Annotated in this window: 23 protein-coding genes, 5 tRNA genes, 1 other RNA gene and 1 pseudogene; 13 read left to right on the forward strand and 17 right to left on the reverse strand. The window is 71.1% G+C overall.

Features of this window, described 5'->3' with window-relative positions:
* Positions 1-7: 7 nt before the first annotated feature.
* Positions 8-99: transfer RNA gene (locus CFT82_RS06825), tRNA-Ser, on the forward strand.
* A gap of 154 nt (positions 100-253) precedes the next feature.
* Complete coding sequence (locus CFT82_RS06830) at positions 254-1,033, forward strand: hypothetical protein (RefSeq protein ID WP_088818218.1); 780 nt, start codon at positions 254-256, stop codon at positions 1,031-1,033.
* Between the two features lie 144 nt (positions 1,034-1,177).
* Here CFT82_RS06830 and CFT82_RS06835 read toward each other — a convergent pair.
* Positions 1,178-1,250, reverse strand: a tRNA-Arg gene (locus CFT82_RS06835).
* Between the two features lie 121 nt (positions 1,251-1,371).
* On the reverse strand, positions 1,372-1,845 hold the full coding sequence (locus tag CFT82_RS06840) for a VTT domain-containing protein (RefSeq protein ID WP_088818219.1): 474 nt from the start codon (positions 1,843-1,845) through the stop codon (positions 1,372-1,374).
* Between the two features lie 78 nt (positions 1,846-1,923).
* Here CFT82_RS06840 and CFT82_RS06845 point away from each other — a divergent pair, with 78 nt between their 5' ends.
* Complete coding sequence (locus CFT82_RS06845) at positions 1,924-3,906, forward strand: O-antigen ligase family protein (RefSeq protein WP_088818220.1); 1,983 nt, start codon at positions 1,924-1,926, stop codon at positions 3,904-3,906.
* Positions 3,907-3,935: 29 nt separating this feature from the next.
* On the opposite strand, the gene def is transcribed toward CFT82_RS06845, so the two are convergent.
* The 3 genes from def to upp form a co-directional block, all read right to left on the reverse strand.
* Complete coding sequence (def, locus tag CFT82_RS06850; RefSeq protein ID WP_088818221.1) at positions 3,936-4,514, reverse strand: peptide deformylase; 579 nt, start codon at positions 4,512-4,514, stop codon at positions 3,936-3,938.
* Between the two features lie 78 nt (positions 4,515-4,592).
* Entirely contained in the window at positions 4,593-5,447 is an 855-nt protein-coding gene (locus CFT82_RS06855; protein ID WP_088818222.1) for a PH domain-containing protein, read from the reverse strand.
* A gap of 17 nt (positions 5,448-5,464) precedes the next feature.
* Entirely contained in the window at positions 5,465-6,103 is a 639-nt protein-coding gene (upp, locus tag CFT82_RS06860; protein ID WP_088818223.1) for a uracil phosphoribosyltransferase, read from the reverse strand.
* Positions 6,104-6,119: 16 nt separating this feature from the next.
* Here upp and CFT82_RS06865 point away from each other — a divergent pair, with 16 nt between their 5' ends.
* Together CFT82_RS06865 and CFT82_RS06870 are read left to right on the forward strand one after the other, a co-directional pair.
* A complete protein-coding gene (locus CFT82_RS06865) occupies positions 6,120-6,599 on the forward strand; it encodes a nucleoside deaminase (RefSeq protein ID WP_088818224.1) in 480 nt (159 codons plus the stop codon).
* A 13-nt stretch (positions 6,600-6,612) separates the two neighbouring features.
* Positions 6,613-6,702, forward strand: a tRNA-Ser gene (locus CFT82_RS06870).
* 67 nt (positions 6,703-6,769) lie between these two features.
* Here the strand turns inward: CFT82_RS06870 and CFT82_RS06875 are convergent.
* From CFT82_RS06875 to CFT82_RS06890, 4 genes are all read right to left on the reverse strand, one after another.
* Complete coding sequence (locus CFT82_RS06875) at positions 6,770-7,225, reverse strand: SRPBCC family protein (RefSeq protein WP_088818225.1); 456 nt, start codon at positions 7,223-7,225, stop codon at positions 6,770-6,772.
* A 45-nt stretch (positions 7,226-7,270) separates the two neighbouring features.
* The gene (locus CFT82_RS06880; RefSeq protein ID WP_088818226.1) at positions 7,271-7,813 is read right to left on the reverse strand and encodes a hypothetical protein; all 543 of its coding nucleotides are present in this window, start codon (positions 7,811-7,813) and stop codon (positions 7,271-7,273) included.
* 26 nt (positions 7,814-7,839) lie between these two features.
* The gene (locus CFT82_RS06885) at positions 7,840-8,643 is read right to left on the reverse strand and encodes a LytR C-terminal domain-containing protein (protein WP_088818227.1); all 804 of its coding nucleotides are present in this window, start codon (positions 8,641-8,643) and stop codon (positions 7,840-7,842) included.
* Between the two features lie 109 nt (positions 8,644-8,752).
* Positions 8,753-8,837 (reverse strand) — tRNA-Ser (locus tag CFT82_RS06890).
* A 97-nt stretch (positions 8,838-8,934) separates the two neighbouring features.
* On the opposite strand from CFT82_RS06890, the gene ffs reads away from it, so the two are divergent.
* The 5 genes from ffs (at position 8,935) to CFT82_RS06915 (ending at position 12,563) form a co-directional block, all read left to right on the forward strand.
* Positions 8,935-9,031, forward strand: an RNA gene (gene ffs / locus CFT82_RS06895) — signal recognition particle sRNA small type.
* Between the two features lie 71 nt (positions 9,032-9,102).
* Positions 9,103-11,334, forward strand: a complete 2,232-nt coding sequence (locus CFT82_RS06900; RefSeq protein ID WP_088818228.1) for a DNA polymerase III subunit gamma and tau — start codon at positions 9,103-9,105, stop codon at positions 11,332-11,334.
* 45 nt (positions 11,335-11,379) lie between these two features.
* Complete coding sequence (gene recR / locus CFT82_RS06905) at positions 11,380-11,991, forward strand: recombination mediator RecR (RefSeq protein WP_088818229.1); 612 nt, start codon at positions 11,380-11,382, stop codon at positions 11,989-11,991.
* A gap of 81 nt (positions 11,992-12,072) precedes the next feature.
* Positions 12,073-12,453 (forward strand): hypothetical protein, encoded by a 381-nt coding sequence (locus CFT82_RS06910; RefSeq protein WP_143469521.1) that lies wholly within the window; start codon positions 12,073-12,075, stop codon positions 12,451-12,453.
* 33 nt (positions 12,454-12,486) lie between these two features.
* Positions 12,487-12,563: transfer RNA gene (locus tag CFT82_RS06915), tRNA-Pro, on the forward strand.
* Between the two features lie 478 nt (positions 12,564-13,041).
* Here the strand turns inward: CFT82_RS06915 and CFT82_RS06920 are convergent.
* Positions 13,042-13,590 carry a hypothetical protein gene (locus CFT82_RS06920; protein ID WP_088818231.1) on the reverse strand — a complete coding sequence of 183 codons (549 nt, stop codon included), beginning with the start codon at positions 13,588-13,590 and terminating at the stop codon, positions 13,042-13,044.
* 88 nt (positions 13,591-13,678) lie between these two features.
* Between CFT82_RS06920 and CFT82_RS06925 the strand changes: the two genes are divergently transcribed.
* Complete coding sequence (locus CFT82_RS06925) at positions 13,679-14,014, forward strand: helix-turn-helix domain-containing protein (protein ID WP_088818232.1); 336 nt, start codon at positions 13,679-13,681, stop codon at positions 14,012-14,014.
* Here CFT82_RS06925 and CFT82_RS12350 read toward each other — a convergent pair.
* The 5 genes from CFT82_RS12350 to CFT82_RS06945 are packed head-to-tail and all read right to left on the reverse strand — an operon-like array spanning position 13,928 to position 17,118.
* Entirely contained in the window at positions 13,928-14,284 is a 357-nt protein-coding gene (locus tag CFT82_RS12350; RefSeq protein ID WP_407656027.1) for a GNAT family N-acetyltransferase, read from the reverse strand. The genes CFT82_RS06925 and CFT82_RS12350 overlap by 87 nt on opposite strands.
* A 60-nt stretch (positions 14,285-14,344) precedes the next feature.
* Positions 14,345-15,163, reverse strand: a complete 819-nt coding sequence (locus CFT82_RS06935) for an AAA family ATPase (protein WP_088818234.1) — start codon at positions 15,161-15,163, stop codon at positions 14,345-14,347.
* Positions 15,160-15,432, reverse strand: coding sequence for a Mu transposase C-terminal domain-containing protein (locus tag CFT82_RS12395; RefSeq protein WP_327078682.1), 273 nt, complete (start codon positions 15,430-15,432; stop codon positions 15,160-15,162). The genes CFT82_RS06935 and CFT82_RS12395 overlap by 4 nt, the downstream gene beginning before the upstream one ends.
* Positions 15,429-16,463, reverse strand: coding sequence for a DDE-type integrase/transposase/recombinase (locus CFT82_RS06940; RefSeq protein WP_327078683.1), 1,035 nt, complete (start codon positions 16,461-16,463; stop codon positions 15,429-15,431). Before CFT82_RS06940 ends, CFT82_RS12395 begins: the two co-directional genes overlap by 4 nt.
* A 58-nt stretch (positions 16,464-16,521) precedes the next feature.
* The gene (locus CFT82_RS06945) at positions 16,522-17,118 is read right to left on the reverse strand and encodes a recombinase family protein (RefSeq protein WP_088818379.1); all 597 of its coding nucleotides are present in this window, start codon (positions 17,116-17,118) and stop codon (positions 16,522-16,524) included.
* A 194-nt stretch (positions 17,119-17,312) separates the two neighbouring features.
* Between CFT82_RS06945 and cmtR the strand changes: the two genes are divergently transcribed.
* Together cmtR and CFT82_RS06955 are read left to right on the forward strand one after the other, a co-directional pair.
* On the forward strand, positions 17,313-17,672 hold the full coding sequence (cmtR, locus tag CFT82_RS06950) for a Cd(II)/Pb(II)-sensing metalloregulatory transcriptional regulator CmtR (RefSeq protein ID WP_006590980.1): 360 nt from the start codon (positions 17,313-17,315) through the stop codon (positions 17,670-17,672).
* On the forward strand, positions 17,669-18,271 hold the full coding sequence (locus CFT82_RS06955) for a cadmium resistance transporter (protein WP_015780454.1): 603 nt from the start codon (positions 17,669-17,671) through the stop codon (positions 18,269-18,271). The genes cmtR and CFT82_RS06955 overlap by 4 nt, the downstream gene beginning before the upstream one ends.
* Before the next feature lie 168 nt (positions 18,272-18,439).
* Here CFT82_RS06955 and CFT82_RS06960 read toward each other — a convergent pair.
* A pseudogene (locus CFT82_RS06960) lies at positions 18,440-18,733 on the reverse strand (integrase core domain-containing protein); the annotation flags it as partial.
* 4 nt (positions 18,734-18,737) lie between these two features.
* Positions 18,738-20,087 (reverse strand): IS30 family transposase, encoded by a 1,350-nt coding sequence (locus CFT82_RS06965; RefSeq protein ID WP_234994305.1) that lies wholly within the window; start codon positions 20,085-20,087, stop codon positions 18,738-18,740.
* Positions 20,088-20,322: the final 235 nt, after the last annotated feature.

The raw sequence follows: 20,322 nt of genomic DNA on the forward strand, positions 1-20,322 counted from the left end.
GGTGCGGGGAGACGTCGCCTAGTCTGGTTTATGGCGCCCGCCTGCTAAGCGGGTTTGGGGTTTATAGCCCCATCGAGGGTTCAAATCCCTCCGTCTCCGCCGTGTTCCGCCCAGGGCCCCTCCGGGCGACCTGCCCCCAGGTCGCCCGGAGGGGCCCTGGGCGTGTCGGGGGACGGACGATGCGTCCGCGGCTTGTTAGGTTCCTGTGCGACCTGCCCACGACATCCGCGTTCCCGCGCGGGGAGGAGCCCGCATGCCCCGTCACCTGGCCCACCGTCTCTCCCGGCTGGCCGTGCTGGCGCTCGCCGCGCCCCTGGCCCTGTCCGCCTGCGGGGATGGCGACGCGGACGGCGGGGGGCAGGCCTCGTCCGGGGAGTCCGCTCAGGGCGACTCCCCCGCACCGGAGGGTGAGGGGCCCGAGAAGACCGACGGTGGGTCGGGTGAGGGGAGTGGTGGCGTTGAGTCCGTGGTGGCGGGCGCCGCTGACGACGAGTGGGTGGAGCGGGCGAAGGCTGCGCGGGACCAGACCCCCGAGGGGGGCCAGTTCTGCCTCGACCTGCCTCCGGAGGCGCTGGACCACGTCGCCCACATGGTGCCGGAGCCGCGTGACGCCACCGCGGCCTGGGTCGTGAACGCGTCTCAGGTCAGCTGCGAGTTCGAGGCCGAGCTCACCTCCGAGTGGACGGCGGAGGTGACGATCTCGCACGCCTGGGACGGCGAGCACGAGTTCACGGAGTGCCAGGCCGAGCAGCGCGCCGAGGACATGGAGCCCTTCGGTGACCAGGGTGTGGTGGTCGAGACCCCGGATCTCGGCGACAGCTTCGAGTCCGCGGACGCCTACCTCTGTGACGAGGAGGGGAAGGCCGAGCTCGGTGTGGAGGTCCTCCTTCACGACCCGGAGGACATGCCCGAGGGGGGCCGTGAGGCCGGGCCCCTCGCAGGGTCGCTCGCCGATGCGCTGGCCGGCTCCTGGTCGGAGTGGGGGCCGGAGTGGGAGGCCTTCTGGGAGAAGCAGCAGGCCGCCGAGGGCTGACGCGCCGTGGGCCCGGTGGTCCCTGCCCGGCGCCCGGTGGTCCCTGCCCGGCGCAGCGTGGGGCAGGGACCACCGGGGCGACGCAAGGGGCCCCGGTCAGCGTCTCCGCCGGCCGGGGCCCCTTGCCTCTGTCTCAACACAGAGCGCGCCCGTAGGGATTCGAACCCCAAACCTTCTGATCCGTAGTCAGATGCTCTATCCGTTGAGCTACGGGCGCCCATCCACGGCTTGCCGTGAACGAGGGGCAACTATAGACCCATTCCGGGGGCAGGTCCAAATCCCAGGGGTCGGCGGGTGGAAGTCGTGCGGGTGCTGGCGGTTTCGGGGGCGTGCACAGGTCAACTGCGGAACAGATCGATCGCCCAGACGAAGGCCCCGAGGATCCCCGCGAAGCGCAGGGTTCGGCCCACCGTCATGGAGACCAGGCAGGCCAGCGGGGACATCCGCAGCTGGCCGGCCACCACGATGAAGACGGCCAGCGGTGGCAGCCCGACGACGCTCGAGGCGAGCATCGTGGCCTGGCCCCAGCCGGGATGGCGCTCCGTCCAGTCCACGAGGGACTCGTAGCGCGTGGCGACCGCGGGCTTCTCCATCTGGCGGCGCATCCACGGCCAGCCCAGGCTCCACCGACCCAGCGCGTACCAGGGGAGCTTGCCCAGCCCGTGCCCGAGGGCGGCGGCGAAGGCGACCGGCCAGATGCCGATCTGGTCCACCAGGGCACCGACCCCGCCCAGCCAGGCCTCGATCGGCACCCCGGGGACGAGGGCGGAGAGGGCGCCGAAGCCCAGGGTTCCCAGCAGCAGCCACCACACGGCGGCAGTCTGTCAGGTCGCTCACGGCCCGGGTGACGGTTCGGGCTCCGGGTCCGTGGGTGGCTAGGGTCCACGACCGTGGACACCCTCGACCCTGCCCCCGCGCGTCGCAGCGCCGCCCCGCCCCGCGCCGGCCGCGACGCCTCCTCGGAGCGCAGCGGGCTCGGGGCCCTGGCGGCCGTCGCCGGAGTGGTGCTCCTCCTCGGCGTGCTGCCGCTCGTCTCCACCCCGGAGACCCTCGACGTCCGGGAACCCGTGCGGCGGGTGGTCATCGCCCTGGCCCTGGCCGCCGGGGTGGTCACCTGGTGGGCGGACCGGGAGGACCCGCACCTCCCCCGGGCCGTCTGGTGGGCGATGGGGGTGGTGGCCCTGACCGTGGTGGCGGCCACCGCCGCCTCGGACGCCACCTGGCTCTCCGTCGTGGGCCGCTTCCCCCGAGACGAGGGGCTGCTCATGATCCTCGCCTACCTGGCCATGCTGCCGGCGGGGGCGCTGCTGCTGCGCCGGCCGATGGTGCGCCGGGTGGCGGTTTGGTCCGCGACCCTCTCCGGCTGGGTGCTGGTGTCGATGGGCCTGCGCGACGCGCTGGGCGGTGCGTACCGGGTGGTGACCGCCCTGGGCAACGCCTCGACGGTGGGCATCTGGGGGCTCATGCTCGCCACCTGGCTGGGGTGGATCGCCTGGCGGGAGCGCTCCTGGGTGGCCCTGGCCGGTGCGGTGGCCGGAGGTCTCCTCGTGATCCTCGGGGCCTCCCGGGGTGCCATGTTGGGGCTCTTCTGCGCCGGCGCGCTGGCCCTGGTGGTCGTGGCCCGGACCGAGGGGGTGCGCCGGGCGCGCGTCCCGGCGGCGGTGGTGCTCGGCAGCGCCGTCCTGGTCCTCCTGCTGCCGATCACCCGCGACCGCATCTTCATGGAGCAGGAGGGTGCCGGGACGAACATCACGGTGCGCCTCATGATGTGGCGCCACACCGCGCGGATGATCGCCGAGAGCCCGCTCCTGGGCGTCGGGCCGTCCCGGTGGGTGGCCGAGTCCGCGGGCGGGTACGGGCCGGAGTGGGAGGCCGTGGCCGCCCCCGGCGTCCGTCTCGACGGCGTGCACAACGTCGTGCTGCAGACGGCGGTGGCGATCGGCCTGGTCGGTCTGGCGGCGGTGACCCTGCTGGCGGCCGTCGTGGCCCACGTCCTCCTGCGCACCGCCCTGCGGCCGGTCGGGGATCACCGGGAGGGGCGGGCCCGCCTGGGTCCCCAGTCGTCGTGGTCCCCGGCGGCGCTCTGCGTGGGGGTGGGCATGGCCGCGGCGCTCATGTTCGCCTACACCGAGCCGGTGTTCGTCGTCCCCGGCGCGTTCATCGTGGGTGGGGGGCTCTCCGCGGCCCACGCGGCCTCCGCCGGCGGGACCACGCCCCGCGACGCCGCCGTGCCCTGGCGCTCCCGCCGGTGGCGGCCGCTCGCGCACCTCGTGGTGACCGGCGTGGTGGCCGTGATGGTGGTCGGCACGCTGCTGGACTGGGCGGCCTACCGGCAGGCTCGCCTCGCGGTGGCCAGCCAGAGCCCGGTGGTCGGTGCCCAGCACGCGCAGCGGGCGGCCGATCTCGCGCCCTGGGATCCCAACGTGGGCGCTCGCACGGGGACCGCGCTGACCGACCTGGCGGCCGGGCGCACCCCGTGGAATCCCTCCTACGGCCCGGCCCCGGTGCCCCAGGCCACCCTGCTCTCCGCCAGCTGTCCGCGGCTGGGGGGTGACCAGGACTGCCTGGCGTCACAGGCGATCGCGCTGTCGCAGGCCGGGCGTCCGGTCGAGGCAGTGCGCCTCGCGAACCGTGCGGTGGACCTCGGGCCGGAGAGTCACCGGGCCCGGGTGGCCCAGCACCAGGTGCTCCTCGCGGCGGGGCGCCCGGATCTCGCCGTGGCGGCCGCCACGGAGCACGTGCAGCGCAACCCGCACGTCTTCACGGCCTGGCGAATGCTCGCGGCCTCCCAGCAGGCCAGCGGGGACCTGCCGGCGGCGCAGCAGAGCATGGTGCGCGCCGACGAGGAGCTGGCGGCCTTCCGGGATCGCTGAGGTCGGGCTCCGTCACCCGCGTCGGGTGCTCAGACCTCTTCGGCCTTCTGCGTGGCCGGGTCCCACTTCGTGACGCGGCGGGCCTCCCAGCCCCGGTCGCGGACGGCGTCCCGGGCGCGGCGCTTGTCCTCCGGGGAGAGGCGCTCCACGTAGAGGTGACCGTCGAGGTGGTCGGTCTCGTGCTGCAGGCACCGGCCGAGCAGGCCGGTTCCCTCCACGACGACCTCGTGGCCCTCCAGGTCGGTGCCGGTGACGCGGGCCCAGTCGGAGCGGGCGGTCGGGAAGGCCTCCCCGGGGACGGAGAGACAGCCCTCGCCGTCCTCCTCGGGGTCGGCGGACAGCGGGGAGACGTGCTCCTTCTCCAGGACCGGGTTGATGACGACGCCGCGGGCGTCGGGGCCGGCCTCGGGGTCGTGGGTGCAGTCGTAGACGAAGATCCGCAGGCGCACGCCCACCTGGTTGGCGGCCAGGCCCACGCCCTCGGCGGCCTCCATGGTCTCGAACATGTCGGCCACGAGGGTGCGCACCTCGTCGTTCACCTCCCGTACCTTCCTGGTGGGCTGGTGCAGCGCCTTGTGTCCGATGACGGTGATGGGGCGGACGGCCATGGGTCTCCCTCGGGGTGCGGGTCGGCGGGCTCCGCGTGCGGCGCGCCGGTCGGCACGGGGCGGAGGACTGCCGGGATTCTAGTCGTCGGAGCGGCGGCGGCGACGGGCCCGCTGGCGGCGCTGCTGCTCGGCCCGCTCCTCCTCCCGCCGCACCCGTTCGGCCTCGGCGTCCCGCTGGCGGCGGTCGAGCTCGGCCTGCTCGCGGGCGGTGAGCTCGGTGTCGTCGAAGGCGCGCCAGCTGCCGTCCTCGTGGGGCCCGTCCTGCGGGGCAGGGTGGCCCCACCCCTCCTCGTCGGGGTCGGCGATGCCGAAGGGGTCCCGCGGGTCGGTGGGGTCGAGCTCCTCGTCCTCCTCCGGCCACTCGATCTCGTCGCCGTCGAAGCGTGGGCCCTCGTCCTCGCGGTCGGGGGTCTGCGGGTCGCCGTCACCCATGTCCCGGAAGATCTCCGAGACCATCCGCCGGTAGTTCTCGTCCGGGTTCGGGATGTGGTCGACCTGGCTGAGGGCCTGGTTCTGCCCGGCGGACTCCATCGTGAAGGTGCCGTAGCCGAGCAGGCGCCCCCACACGCTGCGGCCGTAGTTGAGGTCGGTCACCTTGCCCAGCGGCATCATCGCGACGCGGCGGATGATCACGCCGTAGTTGAGCAGGACGCGCCGGTCGGTGCTGATGAACCAGGTCCGCCGCCACTCCCAGAGGTGGAAGAGGGTGCGGGCCAGCACGGCGAACCACACCCACCACAGGGCATCGGCCACCACGACGAGGTGACCGGGCACCACGGCCCCGACCCAGAGCACCAGGGCCAGGGAGACGATCGCGGTGAGCACCGGCTCGGCGACGACCACCCAGTGGTGGCGGACCGCGATGACCACGCGCTCACCGGGGACGAGATAGCGCCCGATGAGGTCGAGGTCGACCTCCGGCTCAGCAGCCATCGAGGACGCCCGCCCGCTCAGGCCAGGCCGTAGAGTCGGTCCCCTGCGTCGCCGAGGCCGGGGACGATGAAGCCGTGCTCGTCGAGGTGCTCGTCGATCGCGCCGGTCACGAGGGTGATCGGGATGTCCAGGTGGCCCAGCTCGCGCTCCAGGTGCTCGATGCCCTCCGGGGCGGCGATGAGGACGATCGCGGTGATGTCGTCGGCGCCCAGGTCCACGAGATAGCGGATGGCGTCCACCAGGGTCCCCCCGGTGGCCAGCATCGGGTCGACGATGTAGCACTGGCGGCGGTCGAGATCGTCCGGCAGGCGGTTGGCGTAGGTGTGGGCCTCGAGGGTCTCCTCGTTGCGGACCATCCCGAGGAAGCCGACCTCGACGGTGGGCATGAGGCGCACCATCCCCTCCAGCATGCCCAGACCGGCACGGAGGATCGGCACCACGAGGGGCTTCGGGGTGGTCAGGGCGGTGCCGGTGGTGGTGGCCACGGGGGTGCGCACCTCGCACTGCTCGGTGCGGATTTCACGGGTGGCCTCGTAGGCGAGCAGGGTGACCAGCTCGTCGGCCAGGCGGCGGAAGGTGGGGGAGTCGGTGGACTCGTCGCGCAGCCGGGTGAGCTTGTGGGCGATGAGCGGGTGGTCGGCGACGTGGACGCGCATGGGGGAAACTTACCGAATGGCGCCCACCCTGAACCCGGACCGGCACGAGGAGGAGGCCTGGGTCGGTCTGGCCCTGGCCGCGGGGGAGCGTGCCCTGGCGGCGGGGGACGTGCCGGTGGGGGCGGTGGTCGTCGGTCCGGACGGGCAGCTCCTGGGGCGGGGGTGGAACCGGCGGGAGGAGCTCGGTGACCCGCTGGCGCACGCCGAGGTGGTGGCGATGCGGGAGGCGGCCGCGGTGCGGGGTGGCTGGCGCCTGGAGGACTGCGCGCTGGCGGTGACGCTGGAGCCCTGCCTGATGTGTGCCGGTGCGATCGGCCAGGCACGGATCCCGCTCGTGGTCTTCGGGGCGTGGGACGACAAGGCCGGAGCCTGCGGGTCGGTGTGGGACGTTCTGCGGGACCCGGCGGCGCTCCACCGGGCCGAGATCCGGGCAGGTGTCCGGGAGGAGGACTGCAGGCGAACGCTGGGTGAGTTTTTCGTGAAGCGTCGGGTCTAGTACGCTTCCGCGCGGTGACGTGTCCGAGCGGCCGAAGGAGCTCGCCTCGAAAGCGAGTAATGGTCAACGCCATTCGTGGGTTCAAATCCCACCGTCACCGCCAGTCAGCACCAGGGCGGCCCCGTCAGGGGCCGCCCTCGTCGCGTGCGGGGGGTGTCCCCGTCGGGTGCTCAGTCCTCGAAGGAGGCCTTGATCGCCAGCAGGTCCTCCCGGCACTGCCGGGCGATGATGCCCGACATTGGCCGCATGAGCAGGCTGGCCGCCCGGGCGCCGGGGGTGATGGCGTGGGCCTCGAAGTCCTGGGTCACGCGCGTGGCCTCGCCGCGAGCGGTGGCCACCGGGGCCACCTGGAAGCCGGACAGGTAGACCATGCCGCCGTGGTGGGCCACGACCTCGTAGTGGTCGTCCTCGCGCAGGGAGACGACCTCCATCTCCTCGCTGGCGTCCTGGCCCCACAGGCGGCGGGTCTCCCGCCAACGGGTGCCCACCTCCATCCGGGCCGGGCCCCGGAGCACCTCGATGCCGGTGATGCCCGGGACGTGCTCCGGGGCGCCGGCCAGGTCACGCAGGCGCTCGAAGACCTCGTGGACGGGGGCGTGGACGGTGACGGACTCGCTGAGCCTCATGGTCGCTCCGGATCGTGGAAGGGGTGGTCGTCACCGGTCAGCCTCTCAGGCCGTGCAGGCCTCGGTGGGCTCGCCGACCTTCTTCGGGGACTCCACGAGATTCGCCCGACTCGACAGGGCGAGCGTGGCGACCGACCCGTCCCGGGCGTCCTCCACCACGGTGGCCTTCGGGAACCAGACCTTCAGCGCGTCCCGGGTGTGGGCGCTGTCCGGGCCGGTGAGGATCTGTGTCACGCCGTCCTCCGGGGTCTCGGCCTCGGCGACCCCGAGCACCACGACCCCGCGGGCCCGCAGCTGCTCCGAGGCACGGTTGACGGCCGTCTCCCCGGCGCCCGCGTCGGCGAGGTAGATCCGGGGGGCGTCGAGCTCGTCGTAGCAGCCCGCCCCGGTGGTGGACTCCTCCTCCGGCCAGAGGCCGAGGATCAGGGAGAGGCCGTAGAGGGCGGCCGCGGCGAGCAGGGCGACGAGGCCCCAGAAGGCGAGGTCCTCACCGCGGCGGCGGCGTCGCGGCGGCTCCCGGCGGGCGGCCGGGGGGCGAGCCCACGGGGTCTCCGGGTCGTAGGGGTCGGTGACGATCGCATCCTGCACGGCTCAGTCCTCCCGGCTCGTCCCGGTCATGCCTCGCACCCGATGCGCGGACCCTGCTTCGTCTCGGGCACCTTCTCGGGCTCGGTGAAGTCCTTGGTGGCCCAGGTGTACTTCCCGCCGAGGACGAGGTCGACCGACAACCCTGTGCGGTCGTCGTTGACGAGCCGGGCGCCGGGGACCTGGGCCGCCACGGTGCGGGCCACGGGTTCGCTGCGCAGCCCGTGGCGGATGATCGCGGTGTCCTCCGGGTACCACTTGCGCTCCGGGTCGTTGCCGACCTTCCGCACGGTGAAGTCGCGCTTGCGCATCTGCCGGGCGGCCCGGTCGGCCAGCCCGGGCTCGGCGGTGGTGTTGTAGACGTTCATCCGCACCTGGTCGGCGGGGGCAGCCGGCTGCTGGGCGAGGGAGTCGAAGGCCTTGCCCAGGACGAGGTCCACCGAGGGGTCGCGGCGGGAGTCACGCTCCAGGCGGGCACCTTCCACCTGCAGGGCCACCGTGCGGGCGGCGCTGAGCCCCATCGGCCCGTAGCGGACGATCGCGTCGGCCTGCGGGGAGTCGGAGTGGTCGTTGCCCGTGGTGAGCACCGTGAACCCGCGCCCCTCGAGCTCGCGGGCGGCCTCGGCCGCGGCCCCGGCCCCGGCACCCTTGTTGAGGACGCGCACCTGGACGGTGGAGTGGTCCAGCTCCCGGAGCTCACCCCAGTCGGCGCAGTGGCCGGGGACGGGCGTCTGCGGGAAGCGCGCCTCGGGCTCGGGCTCCGAGCAGGCGGTCAGTGCGAGGCCGGCAGCGCACGCGAGGGCTGCCAGCTGGGCCGGGAGGCGATGGCGCACGTCATCCCTTCGAGTTCGGGCCCGGTGGTGCCGGGGCGTGGGCGGGTTCCGACTCTCTCACACGCACGAACGCCGCCTCTCGGTTTCCCGGGAGGCGGCGTTCGATCGGCGGAGGATGGGGGATTTGAACCCCCGAGGGTTTTATCCCAACACGATTTCCAATCGTGCGCACTAGGCCGCTATGCGAATCCTCCGCGGAGGAGAGTACACGGGAGTGAACGGGAGGTGAAATCGAGGGGGTCGACCGGAGGTGGGGGAGGCGGGCCGAGGTCGACATCGCGTAGACTGTGCGCCGGCCTCCCACGCGGTGGTACCTCTCCGAACTCCCCCAGGGCAGGAATGCAGCAAGGGTAGGAGGGCTCTTCCAGGTGCGTGGGAGGTCCTTGCGTGCCCGGGGGCGAGCGCTGCGCCGGTGGACTGCTCGGGGTGGTGGGGGCGGTCGCCGTTAGGGTCGTCGCTGTGAGCACCGCCCTCTACCGCCGCTACCGCCCGCAGACCTTCGCCGAGGTGGTGGGCCAGGAGCACGTGACCGGACCCCTCCAGCAGGCGCTGCGCAGCGGGCGGGTGAACCACGCCTACCTGTTCTCCGGCCCGCGCGGCTGCGGGAAGACGACCAGCGCCCGCATCCTGGCGCGCTGCCTGAACTGCGAGCAGGGCCCGACCGACACCCCGTGCGGCGAGTGCCCCTCGTGCCGTGACCTCGCGGCCGGCGGGTCGGGCTCGGTGGACGTCATCGAGATCGACGCGGCCAGCCACGGTGGTGTGGACGACGCCCGCGACCTGCGGGAGAAGGCCTCCTTCGGCCCGGCCCGGGAGCGCTACAAGGTCTACATCATCGACGAGGCGCACATGGTCACCTCGGCGGGCTTCAACGCGCTGCTGAAGATCGTCGAGGAGCCGCCGGAGCACGTGCTCTTCGTGTTCGCCACCACCGAGCCGGAGAAGGTCATCGGGACCATCCGCTCGCGCACCCACCACTACCCCTTCCGGCTCGTGCCGCCGGCGGTGCTCACCCAGCACCTGCAGGAGGTGTGCGAGAAGGAGGGGATCGCGGTGGAGCCGGGAGTGCTCTCCTACGTGGTGCGCGCCGGCGGGGGGTCGGTGCGTGACTCGATGTCGGTGCTCGACCAGCTGATCGCCGGTTCGGGCGACGAGGGCATCACCCTGGCCGGGACCACCGCCCTGCTCGGGTTCACCGACGCCGAGCTCCTCGACGGGGTGGTCGACGCCTACGCCGCCGGGGACGGTGCGAGCCTCTTCACGACCGTGGAGCGCGTCATCGACTCCGGGCAGGACCCGCGCCGCTTCGTGGAGGACCTCGCCGAGCGGATGCGCGATCTCGTCCTGGTGGACGCGGTGCCCTCGGGGACCGAGGCGGTGCTGCCGGGGGTGCCGGCCGACCAGCTCGAGCGGCTGCGGGTGCAGGCCTCGGGGCTGGGGGCGGCCGAGCTGTCGCGGGCCTCGGACGTCCTCTTCCGGGGGCTGGCGGAGATGACCGGGGCCACCTCGGCGCGCCTCCAGCTGGAGATCATCATGGCCCGTCTGCTGCTGCCCCGGGCCGCCGGCGAGCAGGGCTTCGCCTCCCGGCTGGAGAAGGTGGAGCGGTGGGTGGCCTTCCGGGGGGAGGGTCCCGCGCCCGCCGCGTCCTCCGTGTCTGCGACCGCGGAGTCCGCTGAGCCCGCTGGGTCGGGCGCGCCCGCGGCGGCGGCCGACGCGGCCCCGGCGCCCGCGGACCGCCCGGCGCCACCGGAGCGGGTGCCGGCGCAGCGTGAGGAACCGTCGCGTCCGCCGGAGCGGCCCCGGGAGTCGACGCCGGAGCCGGCCCCCCAGCCCGCACCGGTCGTGGAGGCCACCCCGGCTGCGCAGCCCGCGCCACAGGCGACGGCCCCCGCCACGGAACAGGCCGCCTCGGGGCAGGGCGGCATCACCGTGGAGATGGTGCGCCACGAGTGGCCGGCCGTCCTGGATCGGCTCAAGAACATCAGCCGCGTCACCTGGGCGATGGTGGCCCAGTCCATGCAGGTGCAGGAGCTCTCGGCGGAGGGCCTCACCCTGGCCACCGACCTGGGGCCGATCGCCGAGCGCTTCAACCGTGGGGACAACCCCCAGCGGGTGGCGACGGCCGTGCAGGAGGCGCTCGGGATCCACCCCAAGGTCCGCTGCGTGGTCGGAGGCGGACCTGCCTCCGCCCCGGCGGGTGGGGGGCCGGGGGCGGCTCCCGCAGCCCCCGCGGTGCGCACCGGTGACCCCTTCGGCGGCCCGGGGCCGATGGGGGCCGGTGGTCCTTCCGGCGACGATGCCGTGTCGCGCCGACAGCCGCCCCAGGGGGCTCCCGGCGGGGACGCGGGTGGCCGCGCGGCGGAGCTGGGTCAGCGGGCCGGTCAGGGTGGGTCCGTCGGTTCGCCGGAGTGGTCCGACCGGCAGGACGCGGCCCCGGACTGGGCCTCTCCGGCCCCCGCGGGTGAGTCGCGTGCACCCGCTCCCGCCGGGCCGTCGACCGCCGCACCGACCCCGCCGTCGACCCCGGTCGCGGACCTGCCGGAGCCGCCGGACGAGGAGGACGTCCCGCCGGAGGACTTCGTGCCCAACCGGGACGACGAGACGGTCGAGTCGGTGGGCATGGTCGGCACCGCGGCGATCGAGCGCATCCTCGGCGGGACGATCATCGAGGAGCACACCGAGCAGGGGTGATCGCCGCCGGAGAGGGTGTCGGCGGGAGGGCCTAGAGTTCGGCCTGTGTACGAAGGCGCGGTCCAGGACCTGATCGACGAGCTCAACCGCCTCCCCGGGGTGGGGCCGAAGAGTGCCCAGCGCATCGCCTTCCACGTGCTCGCCGCGGACGCCGAGGAGGTCGAGCGGCTCGCCACGGCTCTGCGGGTGGTCAAGGAGAAGGTGCGCTTCTGCGAGACCTGCGGGAACGTCGCCGAGGCCGAGCAGTGCCGGATCTGCCTGGACGAGCAGCGGGACGGCTCGGCGATCTGCGTGGTCGAGGAGCCGCGGGACGTGCAGGCCATCGAGCGCACCCGGGAGTTCCGGGGGCGGTACCACGTGCTGGGTGGCGCGATCAGCCCGCTCGACGGCATCGGGCCGGACGACCTGCGCATCGCCCAGCTCATGCAGCGCCTCAGCGACGGGCAGGTGACCGAGGTGATCATCGCCACCGACCCGAACATGGAGGGGGAGGCGACGGCCACCTACCTCTCGCGGATGCTGCAGGTGCTGGGTGTGCGGATCACGCGTCTGGCGAGCGGTCTCCCGGTGGGTGGTGACCTGGAGTACGCCGACGAGGTGACCCTGGGTCGGGCCTTCGAGGGGCGCCGGGTCGTCGCAGCCGGGGGTGGATCGTGAGCGCGACGAAGCTGCTGATCCTCAAGCGGGACCGGCGGAAGGTCTCGACGCGCTTCCCGCGGCCCCCCCTCGCCGCAGGAGGTGACCGACCGCTGGCGGACCCTCGTGCGCTTCGCCGCGCTGGCCCTCTCGCCCCTGCTGGTGCTGGCCGGACTGGGGATGCTCATCGTCAACGTCTTCGGGCCGGTGGACGCCTACGAGGCCTGTGCCAGTGCGCGCGGGCAGTCCGTGGAGGCCGCCGAGCCCATCCACGTCGAGCGCAAGCTCATGCCCGTGAAGCTGACCTGCACCTTCGCCGACGGCAGCCAGGCCACTATGACCGACGCCGCCGACACGGCCTGGCCGGTGGGGCTGGTGCTGGGGGGCGTGGGGCTCACCCTCGCGGGGCTCATGGTGCCCGTGCCGAGCGACCACGTGCGCCGGCTCTACGAGGATTCGGAGCTGAGCCCACCGGTGATGTAGTATGCCGGGGTTGCCAACACGGCAGCAGACCTTCGGGGTGTGGCGCAGCTTGGTAGCGCGCCTCGTTCGGGACGAGGAGGTCGCAGGTTCAAATCCTGTCACCCCGACCACACGAAATCGGCTCTGGCCAGCGGAATCCGCGGCCGGGGCCGATTCGTTTTCGCCCGGTTTGCCATAACTGGGCCATAACTGGACCGGCTGCGGGCAGGAAAGACCCCCGCGAGGCGGCAACCTCCGGGGGTCTGACGACAGCAGAGTTGAGGTGCTGGCGTGAGGCCCAGTCTAGCCGGTTCGGCTCCACCGTGTGAGGTGTTGAGCCCGGCCCATTCTGGCGATCTGTGCGTCCTTCACCCCGCCCCAGGGGGCCCTCTGCACGCCTGGGGGTGGTTCATCGACTGACCGCCCGTGCTCGACGCGGCGCTGGACAGGGCCTCAGCCGCGAGACCAACACGATCGACGCCCCCGGGAGATGACTCCAGGTGCCTGAACCGGCAGGCATCGCCCCTCGCAGACGCAGTGCACGGCGTGCGTGGGGTTGCGGCCAGCTCGCTCTCTTGCCGGGAGCGGGCTAGTCGGCGTGGGAACGGATCAACGTGAGTCGGCCTTTGGGGGGGATCCGCCACCAGTGTGTCCACCGTCAGGTGGTCCGTCGGCCTGGCCCCGTACCCACTGGCTCACGAGGCCGCGCTGATACGACTTGAGGAACTCGGTCTCAGGATCAGGCGGGCTCACTCCCGGGCACTCCTGGAACTGATCGAGCCACTGCAGCAGCCTCCGGGTCTTGGCCCAACTCAGTGCGCGAGGCCCGCCCTCGGCGCCCCATCGCTTGAGGTCCTCGCGGAGGTCCACGTCCGCGTCTGTCCTCAGGTAGAGCTCTTCCCCGACCTCTCCGAGGATCTTGGCCTCTGGCACGCGCGGCGTGTACGGGGAGCTCTTCCGGTTGACCAGTGGCCCCTCCAGACGACGTCGGATCTTCCGCTGCAAGAAGGCGGCATCGATGGGGCGCTCGGGATCGTTGACCTGGCACGGCTCGCAGATCCAGTAGCGGGCGGGGTGGCCGCGTTGCGGGTAGATCGGATCGCCCTGGCTAATGCGCTCCCCGCACAGAGGGCAGTCGCTGGTGTACTTGGCAGTCATCGCACTCCAGCCGGAATCTGTGACCATAGCCCCATGATGCCCAACTAGTGGGGCAGACTTCCACGCACAACTGGCGTGGCATCTGCTCGTGCCCACTCGCCGCGAATACGCCGACCCCGACCAGCAACGTCGGTGGGAGGAGTCCCGGCGCCGCGTGGGGGCGAACGTTCGGCGTCTGCGGCTGGAGGCCGGGCTCACGCAGGAGGCGCTGGCACTGGAGAGTGGACTGAGCCGCAACCAGCTGATCGAGCTGGAGCACGGCCGACGGGGAGTCCTGTTCGAGCGACTGGAGGACCTGGCTGTGACCCTGAACGTGGAGCCGTCAGTTCTCTTGCAGTCACTCTCTGAGGAGTCTCCAGAAGTGGAAGCCGCGCCTGGTGCCGTGGACCAAAGGGGCATAGGCCCCGAAGACCTCGGGGGGTGACGGCGGGGGTGCTCCCTGGGGACCGGTCTGGTAGCCATGCCGGTGATACAGCCGCCGCCTCGTGGTGTCCGATCCTCCTTCGGAGAGTCCGTAGATGAGGCGGAATCCATCCCGCTCCGCTGCAGCGGTGGCGACGCCGAGTAGCCCGTCTCCGACGCCTCGCCCACGGAAGGCCGGATCAACGCAGAGTCGGGTGAGTGAGGTCCGCCGTAGCAGGGTCTGCGCGGCCATCCCGAGTGCGTACAGGTCATTCAGGTGCGGGTGAACGATGGCCGTGCCTGTGACTTCGTCTGCTGAATGGCGGGGTTCTTCGGTCGCTTCGTGGCGGGGTCAGGTGACACCGATGACCAGGGTGCTCTGTGCGGCTTCGATGACGTCGTTGGTGATGGTGTCGAGTTCGTTGATCTTCAGGACCCGCTGGATCTGGGGGAAGAGGCGTTCGAGGAGCCGGAAGTTGCCGCGGGTGATCCGTGCGATGGCTGCGATGGCTTGGGCGTCGGTGAAGTCGTCGGGGTCGAGGGGCTTGCCGAGGGATCGCCAGTGTCGCTCGAGGACGAACAGCAGTTCGTCTTGTCCCAGGGGCCGGTACTGGTGGGCGAAGCCGACTCGGCTGTAGAACTGGGGGTAGTGGCTGAACTGCTTCTCCAGGCCGGGCATGCCGATCAGGATCAGGGCGATGTCGTCCCGGTCGTAGCGATCGCGCAGCAGTTCCAGCGCGGCGGGACGCAGTCGTTCGGCCTCGTCGATGATGATCAGCTCCACGCAGTTCCTGCCGTGTCGCCATCCCCAGGCCTCGGGAGTGGCCGTGCCGGGAGGTACGAGGTGCTGCTCGATGCACATGTTGGTGCGGGTGATGGCTTGGGTCAGCTCGTCCTTCAGGGTCCGCGGGGTGGTCAGCACGCTGGGGGTGTAGAGCACGGTGCGGCTCCGGTTCAAGGCGGCGTAGATCTTGGCGTCGTTGTCGGAGCGCGGCCCCCAGTAAGTCAGCAGGTCATGAGCCTTCTCGTAGTGTGCGTAGCGGCGCGCGGAGAGTGTCTTTCCTACGCCGGCTGATCCGAAGCACAAACCGATGGTGTGCCCGCGGCGCACGGCGTCGGCGAACTCGGTGAAGCGGCGGTGCTCCTTGGTGACGATGAAGCGCTGGCTCACCTGAGGTCCTCCTTGTAGATCTTCAACGCCGACCTCGGCGCCGGAGCCGGTGCTTCGGCGATCCGTGGCGTCTCGGTAGGTGCGGCCACGAGGGCGATGCGTTCGTTGATGCCGGCTCGCAGCGCCCGGCGGCGGGCGCTGCGCGCGGCCTGGATCTGCTTGAGGCTGACCTTCTGGTCGTGGTGCTCTTGGTTGACGGCCTTGCAGACGAATTCGTCGTGATCGAAGACGCGGATCTCGGTGATGTCGCGGGGGTCGTAGCGGATCACGACCGACCATGGAAGCGGATGCCATCGCGGCGCACGACGCGGGTCTTGGCGACGGTCAACAGCAGTCCGTCGAGGTCTTCCAGGCTCTCGGGCATTCGGGGCAGCCAGCCATCGGCGATCCACGCGCTGCGCGGGGAGGTTCCGAGCTCGCTGTGCGTGCGGTCGTTGTAGGTGGCCACGAACGCCTCCAGGGCGCTATCGAGGGCGGCCAGGGACAGTTTCGGTGTCGGCCAGGGGTGCCCTTCGGTGATGTGTCCGGGCAGGGTGGCGAGTAGCTCGGTGTTGATGGTGCCGAAGAACCGCTCGATCTTGCCCCGTCCCTGGGGTCGGGCGACGGTGGAGTGGATCAGTCGGATGTGGAGGTCGACGGCGGTGTGGGCGAGCTGGTCACTGGTGAAGTCGCTGCCGTGGTCGACGTAGAGCACGTCGGGCAGGCCGCACATCGGCCAGGCCGGGTCGGTCTTGTGCCAGATCGCTTGGCGCAGCGCCAGGGCGGTGTTGATCGCCGACGGTGCGCCCAGGAAGACTGTGTAGCCGCAGACCGCCCGGGAGCAGTCGTCGAGGATCGTTGTCAGCCATGACCGTGCAGGCTTGCCGTCGGTGTCCACCACCAGGATGTCGAGCATGGTGTGATCGGATTGCCACATCGCGTTGGGCAGCTCTGTTTGCCGGCGTGGCACCAGCTCGTGCTTGTCGCGGTAGGACGCTGCGCCCTCCAGGGCGAGGGTGACCATGCCGGGATCCAGGGTCCGCACGATGTCCCACACCACCGAGTAGGAGGGGACCGGCCACCTCCGGGCGGCGCAGATGCCCGTGACTTTGCGATGGATCGTGGCGATGGCCGGCCGCGGCTTGCTCAGTGCCAGGCCCTCGATCAGGTCGACGAGGTCGGGCGGAAGGCGGCGGGAGCCGGCGTCCGCCCGTGAGGCTGTCTCCAGTCCGGCGTAGCCGTCGGCGCGGTAGCGGGCGTGCCAGCGCTCCAGGGTCCGCAGCCCTACATCGGTCTCGCGAGCTAAGCGCGCGAGGGGCACCTGGTCCTCGACGTGGAGCCTGAGGATTCGCCACCGCGCTCGAGCGTCCACGACGCACCTACTGCAAGGTGTTCTCGCGCCCGCGCTCGGCGCGCTGAAGGGCGCGGTAGACCGTGGAGCGGCCCACGCTGAAAAGCTCGGCCAGCTCGCCCACGGTGTGCTCGTCGGCGGCATGTAGCTGGACGAGGTGAGCTTCTTGCCGGGGGGTGAGTTTCGGTGACTTCCCGCGCAGCCGGCCCTTGGTCTTGGCGACCTTCATCCCCTCGCGGGTGCGGGCACGGATGAGGTCGGCTTCGAACTCGGCGACCATCGCCAGCACGTTGAACAACAGTTTCCCCATCGGGTCGGTCGGGTCGTACACCGATCCGGCGATGCTCAGCTTCACTTCCCGCGCCGCGAGGTCGTCGGCGATCTGGTGGGCATCACGGACTGAACGCGCCAGCCGATCGAGCTTGGTGACCACGAACGTATCGCCGTCCCGACAGGCAGCCAGCGCCTGCCGCAGGCCCTCACGGTCGGCGTTGCGGCCCGTGAGCCCGTGATCGACGTAGATGCGCTTGGGATCGACGCCGAACGCCGCGAGTCCGTCACGCTGCGCGGTCAGGTCCTGCTCGTCGGTGGAGACTCGGGCATAGCCGACCTTCGAGGGGGACATGCTCTCCATGTGTGTCATATAGCCCCCTTTCACCGGACAGTTCACCGGACGGGTCTTACGGGACAGCCCGCCAGGCGTGCCGTCCTTCCTCTCGATAAGTAGCGGTGGTGTCCGGTGAGGGTTCCCCTTACGGGCATGCGATCTGGGCTGACGCCTGTGACCGAGTGTTCAGTGCGCGCTGTATAGTTCAGTCCATGCTGACTATTGCTTCGCGTCTCGACGTGATGAACCGCCTGGGTCGTGCACTGGCCGACCCCACTCGATCCCGGATCATCTTGACCCTGCTCGACCATCCCGCTTACCCAGCGGAACTGGCCCGAGATCTGGACCTGACACGCCCGAACGTGTCCAACCACCTGGCATGCCTGCGCGATTGCGGGATCGTCGTCTCCGAGCCCGAGGGGCGTCGGACACGATATGAGATCGCCGATTCGCACCTGGCGCAGGCGCTGACGGCACTGGTCGATGCCACCCTGGCAGTGGACGAAGACGCCCCGTGCATCGATCCCGCCTGCTCGCTTCCCGGATGCGACGCAGCTGGGGAGGGCGCATGACCCTCACCTCGGTCTTGCAGGCGATGGGCCTGTTCGCAGCGACCAACATCGACGACATCATCGTGCTCTCCCTCTTCTTCGCGCGAGGGGCAGGCCAGCGCGGCACTACCGCCCGCATTCTGGCCGGCCAGTACCTCGGATTCGCCGGCATCCTCGGTGCCGCGGTCCTGGTGACCATCGGTGCCGGAGCATTCCTGCCCTCGGCAGCCATCCCGTACTTCGGTCTCATCCCTCTGGGCCTCGGCCTCTGGGCCGCATGGCAGGCCTGGCGCGGAGACGATGACGACGATGACGATGAGGCCAAGGTTGCCGGCAAGAAGGTCGGCGTGTGGACAGTCGCAGGCGTCACCCTTGCCAACGGCGGCGACAACATCGGCGTCTACACCCCTGTCTTCCTCAGCGTGGAACCTCTCGCAGTAGTCGCCTACTGCATCGTCTTCCTCGCGCTCGTCGCGGTCCTGGTGGCCCTGGCAAAGTTCGTCGCCACCCGCCCCCCGATCGCCGAAGTGCTCGAACGCTGGGAGCACATCCTCTTCCCCATCGTTCTCATCGGCCTCGGCATCGTGATCCTCGTCAGCGGCGGAGCCTTCGGACTCTGACGTAGCGGCAGCGATCCAAACGGCCCCGACTGGGCGCACCCCTCTCGGTTCAGACCGCGACACCTACCTGCAGCCAGTCCTGCGTGATCGCGGCAACAAGACCGCCACGGAGCGCTGCAAAAACCCCGCCACCAGGGGGACTGCTGCAAGGATAGGTGACAGGTTGGGTCAGGCCGCCTGGTCGGCTGGTGTGGACATGATGGTCTCGTACTCGATGGGGGTCAACCGCCCGAGAACGTCCTGTCGTCGGCGTCGGTGGTAGGTCCGTTCGATCCAGGTGACGATTGCGATGCGCAGCTCCTGACGGGTCGCCCAGGGCCGGCGGTCCAGGACGTTCTTCTGGAGCAGCGCGAAGAAGGACTCCATCGCGGCGTTGTCGCCGGCCGCGCCGACCTTGCCCATGGAACCGACCAGGCCGTGGCGGTGCAGGGCGCGGACGAACTTCCGGCTCCGGAATTGGGCGAGTTCAACCTGTCGATGCAACACCGGGTTGTTGAAGGGAGCGTAGTTGCTCGTCGAAGACCTCGGCGGGGGTCTTCCACCCGAGGACCTTGCGGGGGCGGTTGTTGAGGGTGTACGCGACGGCCTCGAGGTCTTCGGCCGACCAGCGCGACAGGTCCGTGCCTTTGGGGAAGTACTGTCGCAGCAGCCCGTTGGTGTTCTCGTTGGTCGGCCGCTGCCAGGGCGAGTGCGGGTCGGCGAAGAACACCTTGGTTCCGGTCTCCAGCGCGAACGTCGCGTGGCCGGACAGTTCCTTGCCGCGGTCCCAGGTGATGGTCTTGCGCAGCTGCTCGGGCAGCGTGGTCATCGACGCGGTCAGCGCGGCGTTCATCGCCACGGCACCGTAGCCACCCAGCGCTGGCCCGTTCTTCACGTACGGCGTCTCGCCATGGCCTTCCATGCGCGGCAGGTGCACCAGCAGGGTGGCGCGGCTGCTGCGTTCGACGAGGGTGCCGATCGCCGACCTACCGGTTCCGATGATCAGATCGCCCTCCCAATGTCCGTGCACCGCCCGGTCATCGGCCTCGGCCGGACGCTCGGACAGGACCACATCAGCGGTGACATGCCCCTGCGCCTTGTTGCGCGTACGAGCCCGCGGTGCTCGCAGCGCCCGACCGGTGCGCAGACAGGCGACCAGTGGGCGCTTGAGCGCGCCGCGCCCCTCGATGAACAGCGACTGGTAGATCGCCTCGTGGCTGATGCGCATGGACTCATCATCGGGGAAGTCGACCTTCAGACGCTGGCTGATCTGCTCCGGGCTCCATGCCCTCGACCAGCGACGATCCGCCCGGCGGGCCTTGTTCAAGCCCTTCCATGCCGGTGGTGTCGGGCCGTCGACGAACGTGCCGTCAGGTCGACGGATGCTGCCAGCGAGCCGCTCTTGGACGTACTCCCGCAACCGGTCGTTCTTGACGAGCTTCGCGGTCTTGGGACGCTTCGCAGCCTGCTGAGCCTTCCACTGCGCCACCACCGCCCGGTACTCCTGCTTCCCGCTCCTGGTCGCGGCGTTGCGGCGCAGCTCACGCGAGATCGCCCCAGGGTCACGGCCGATCGCGCGGGCGATCTCGCGCACGCCCTGACCTCGGGCGCGCAGGATCGCGATCTCCTCACGTTCCTCGAAGGACAGGTAGCGGCCGGTGGGTTCAACCAGCGAGATCGGTGGCATGCCGCCAGCGTGACGAAACCAGCGCGAGCCCACCGGCACGGACACGCCCACCCTCACCGCAGCCTCGGCCGAGGTGACGCCCGTGGCGATCAATCGCCAGAACTGACGCTGGACCGCACGCGAGGGCTCAGGCCGGCCCGGCGAACGCATCGGCGGGCGCAACGCCCGATCAGCACGTCACTGTCGACGAAGCCCCTCCGGCACATCGCTGGTCTTCCTGCTCCAGTCCACCGTCGCCATCCCTGACCACCTCCGCACTGAAGGTGTTGCGACGACCAGTTGAATCCACCTTGCGATCCCCTGTCGGTATGCAGGACGCAGCCGGCGACGTCACCGCGCCGCGCGACGGCACTGTTAAGGGCGTCGACGGCCAAGCGCGACTTCA

It is taken from the genome of Kytococcus aerolatus, from assembly GCF_900187395.1.
Lineage (GTDB): Bacteria > Actinomycetota > Actinomycetes > Actinomycetales > Dermatophilaceae > Kytococcus > Kytococcus aerolatus.

Excerpts from the sequence above, each read along its gene's own strand:
- CFT82_RS06830 (WP_088818218.1), top strand. The coding sequence starts at position 254 with ATGCCCCGTCACCTGGCCCACCGTCTCTCCCGGCTGGCCGTGCTGGCG.
- def (WP_088818221.1), bottom strand. The coding sequence starts at position 4,514 with ATGGCCGTCCGCCCCATCACCGTCATCGGACACAAGGCGCTGCACCAG.
- CFT82_RS06855 (WP_088818222.1), bottom strand. The coding sequence starts at position 5,447 with ATGGCTGCTGAGCCGGAGGTCGACCTCGACCTCATCGGGCGCTATCTC.
- upp (WP_088818223.1), bottom strand. The coding sequence starts at position 6,103 with ATGCGCGTCCACGTCGCCGACCACCCGCTCATCGCCCACAAGCTCACC.
- CFT82_RS06865 (WP_088818224.1), top strand. The coding sequence starts at position 6,120 with ATGGCGCCCACCCTGAACCCGGACCGGCACGAGGAGGAGGCCTGGGTC.
- CFT82_RS06875 (WP_088818225.1), bottom strand. The coding sequence starts at position 7,225 with ATGAGGCTCAGCGAGTCCGTCACCGTCCACGCCCCCGTCCACGAGGTC.
- CFT82_RS06920 (WP_088818231.1), bottom strand. The coding sequence starts at position 13,590 with ATGACTGCCAAGTACACCAGCGACTGCCCTCTGTGCGGGGAGCGCATT.
- CFT82_RS06945 (WP_088818379.1), bottom strand. The coding sequence starts at position 17,118 with ATGTCCCCCTCGAAGGTCGGCTATGCCCGAGTCTCCACCGACGAGCAG.
- cmtR (WP_006590980.1), top strand. The coding sequence starts at position 17,313 with ATGCTGACTATTGCTTCGCGTCTCGACGTGATGAACCGCCTGGGTCGT.
- CFT82_RS06955 (WP_015780454.1), top strand. The coding sequence starts at position 17,669 with ATGACCCTCACCTCGGTCTTGCAGGCGATGGGCCTGTTCGCAGCGACC.
- CFT82_RS06965 (WP_234994305.1), bottom strand. The coding sequence starts at position 20,087 with ATGCGTTCGCCGGGCCGGCCTGAGCCCTCGCGTGCGGTCCAGCGTCAG.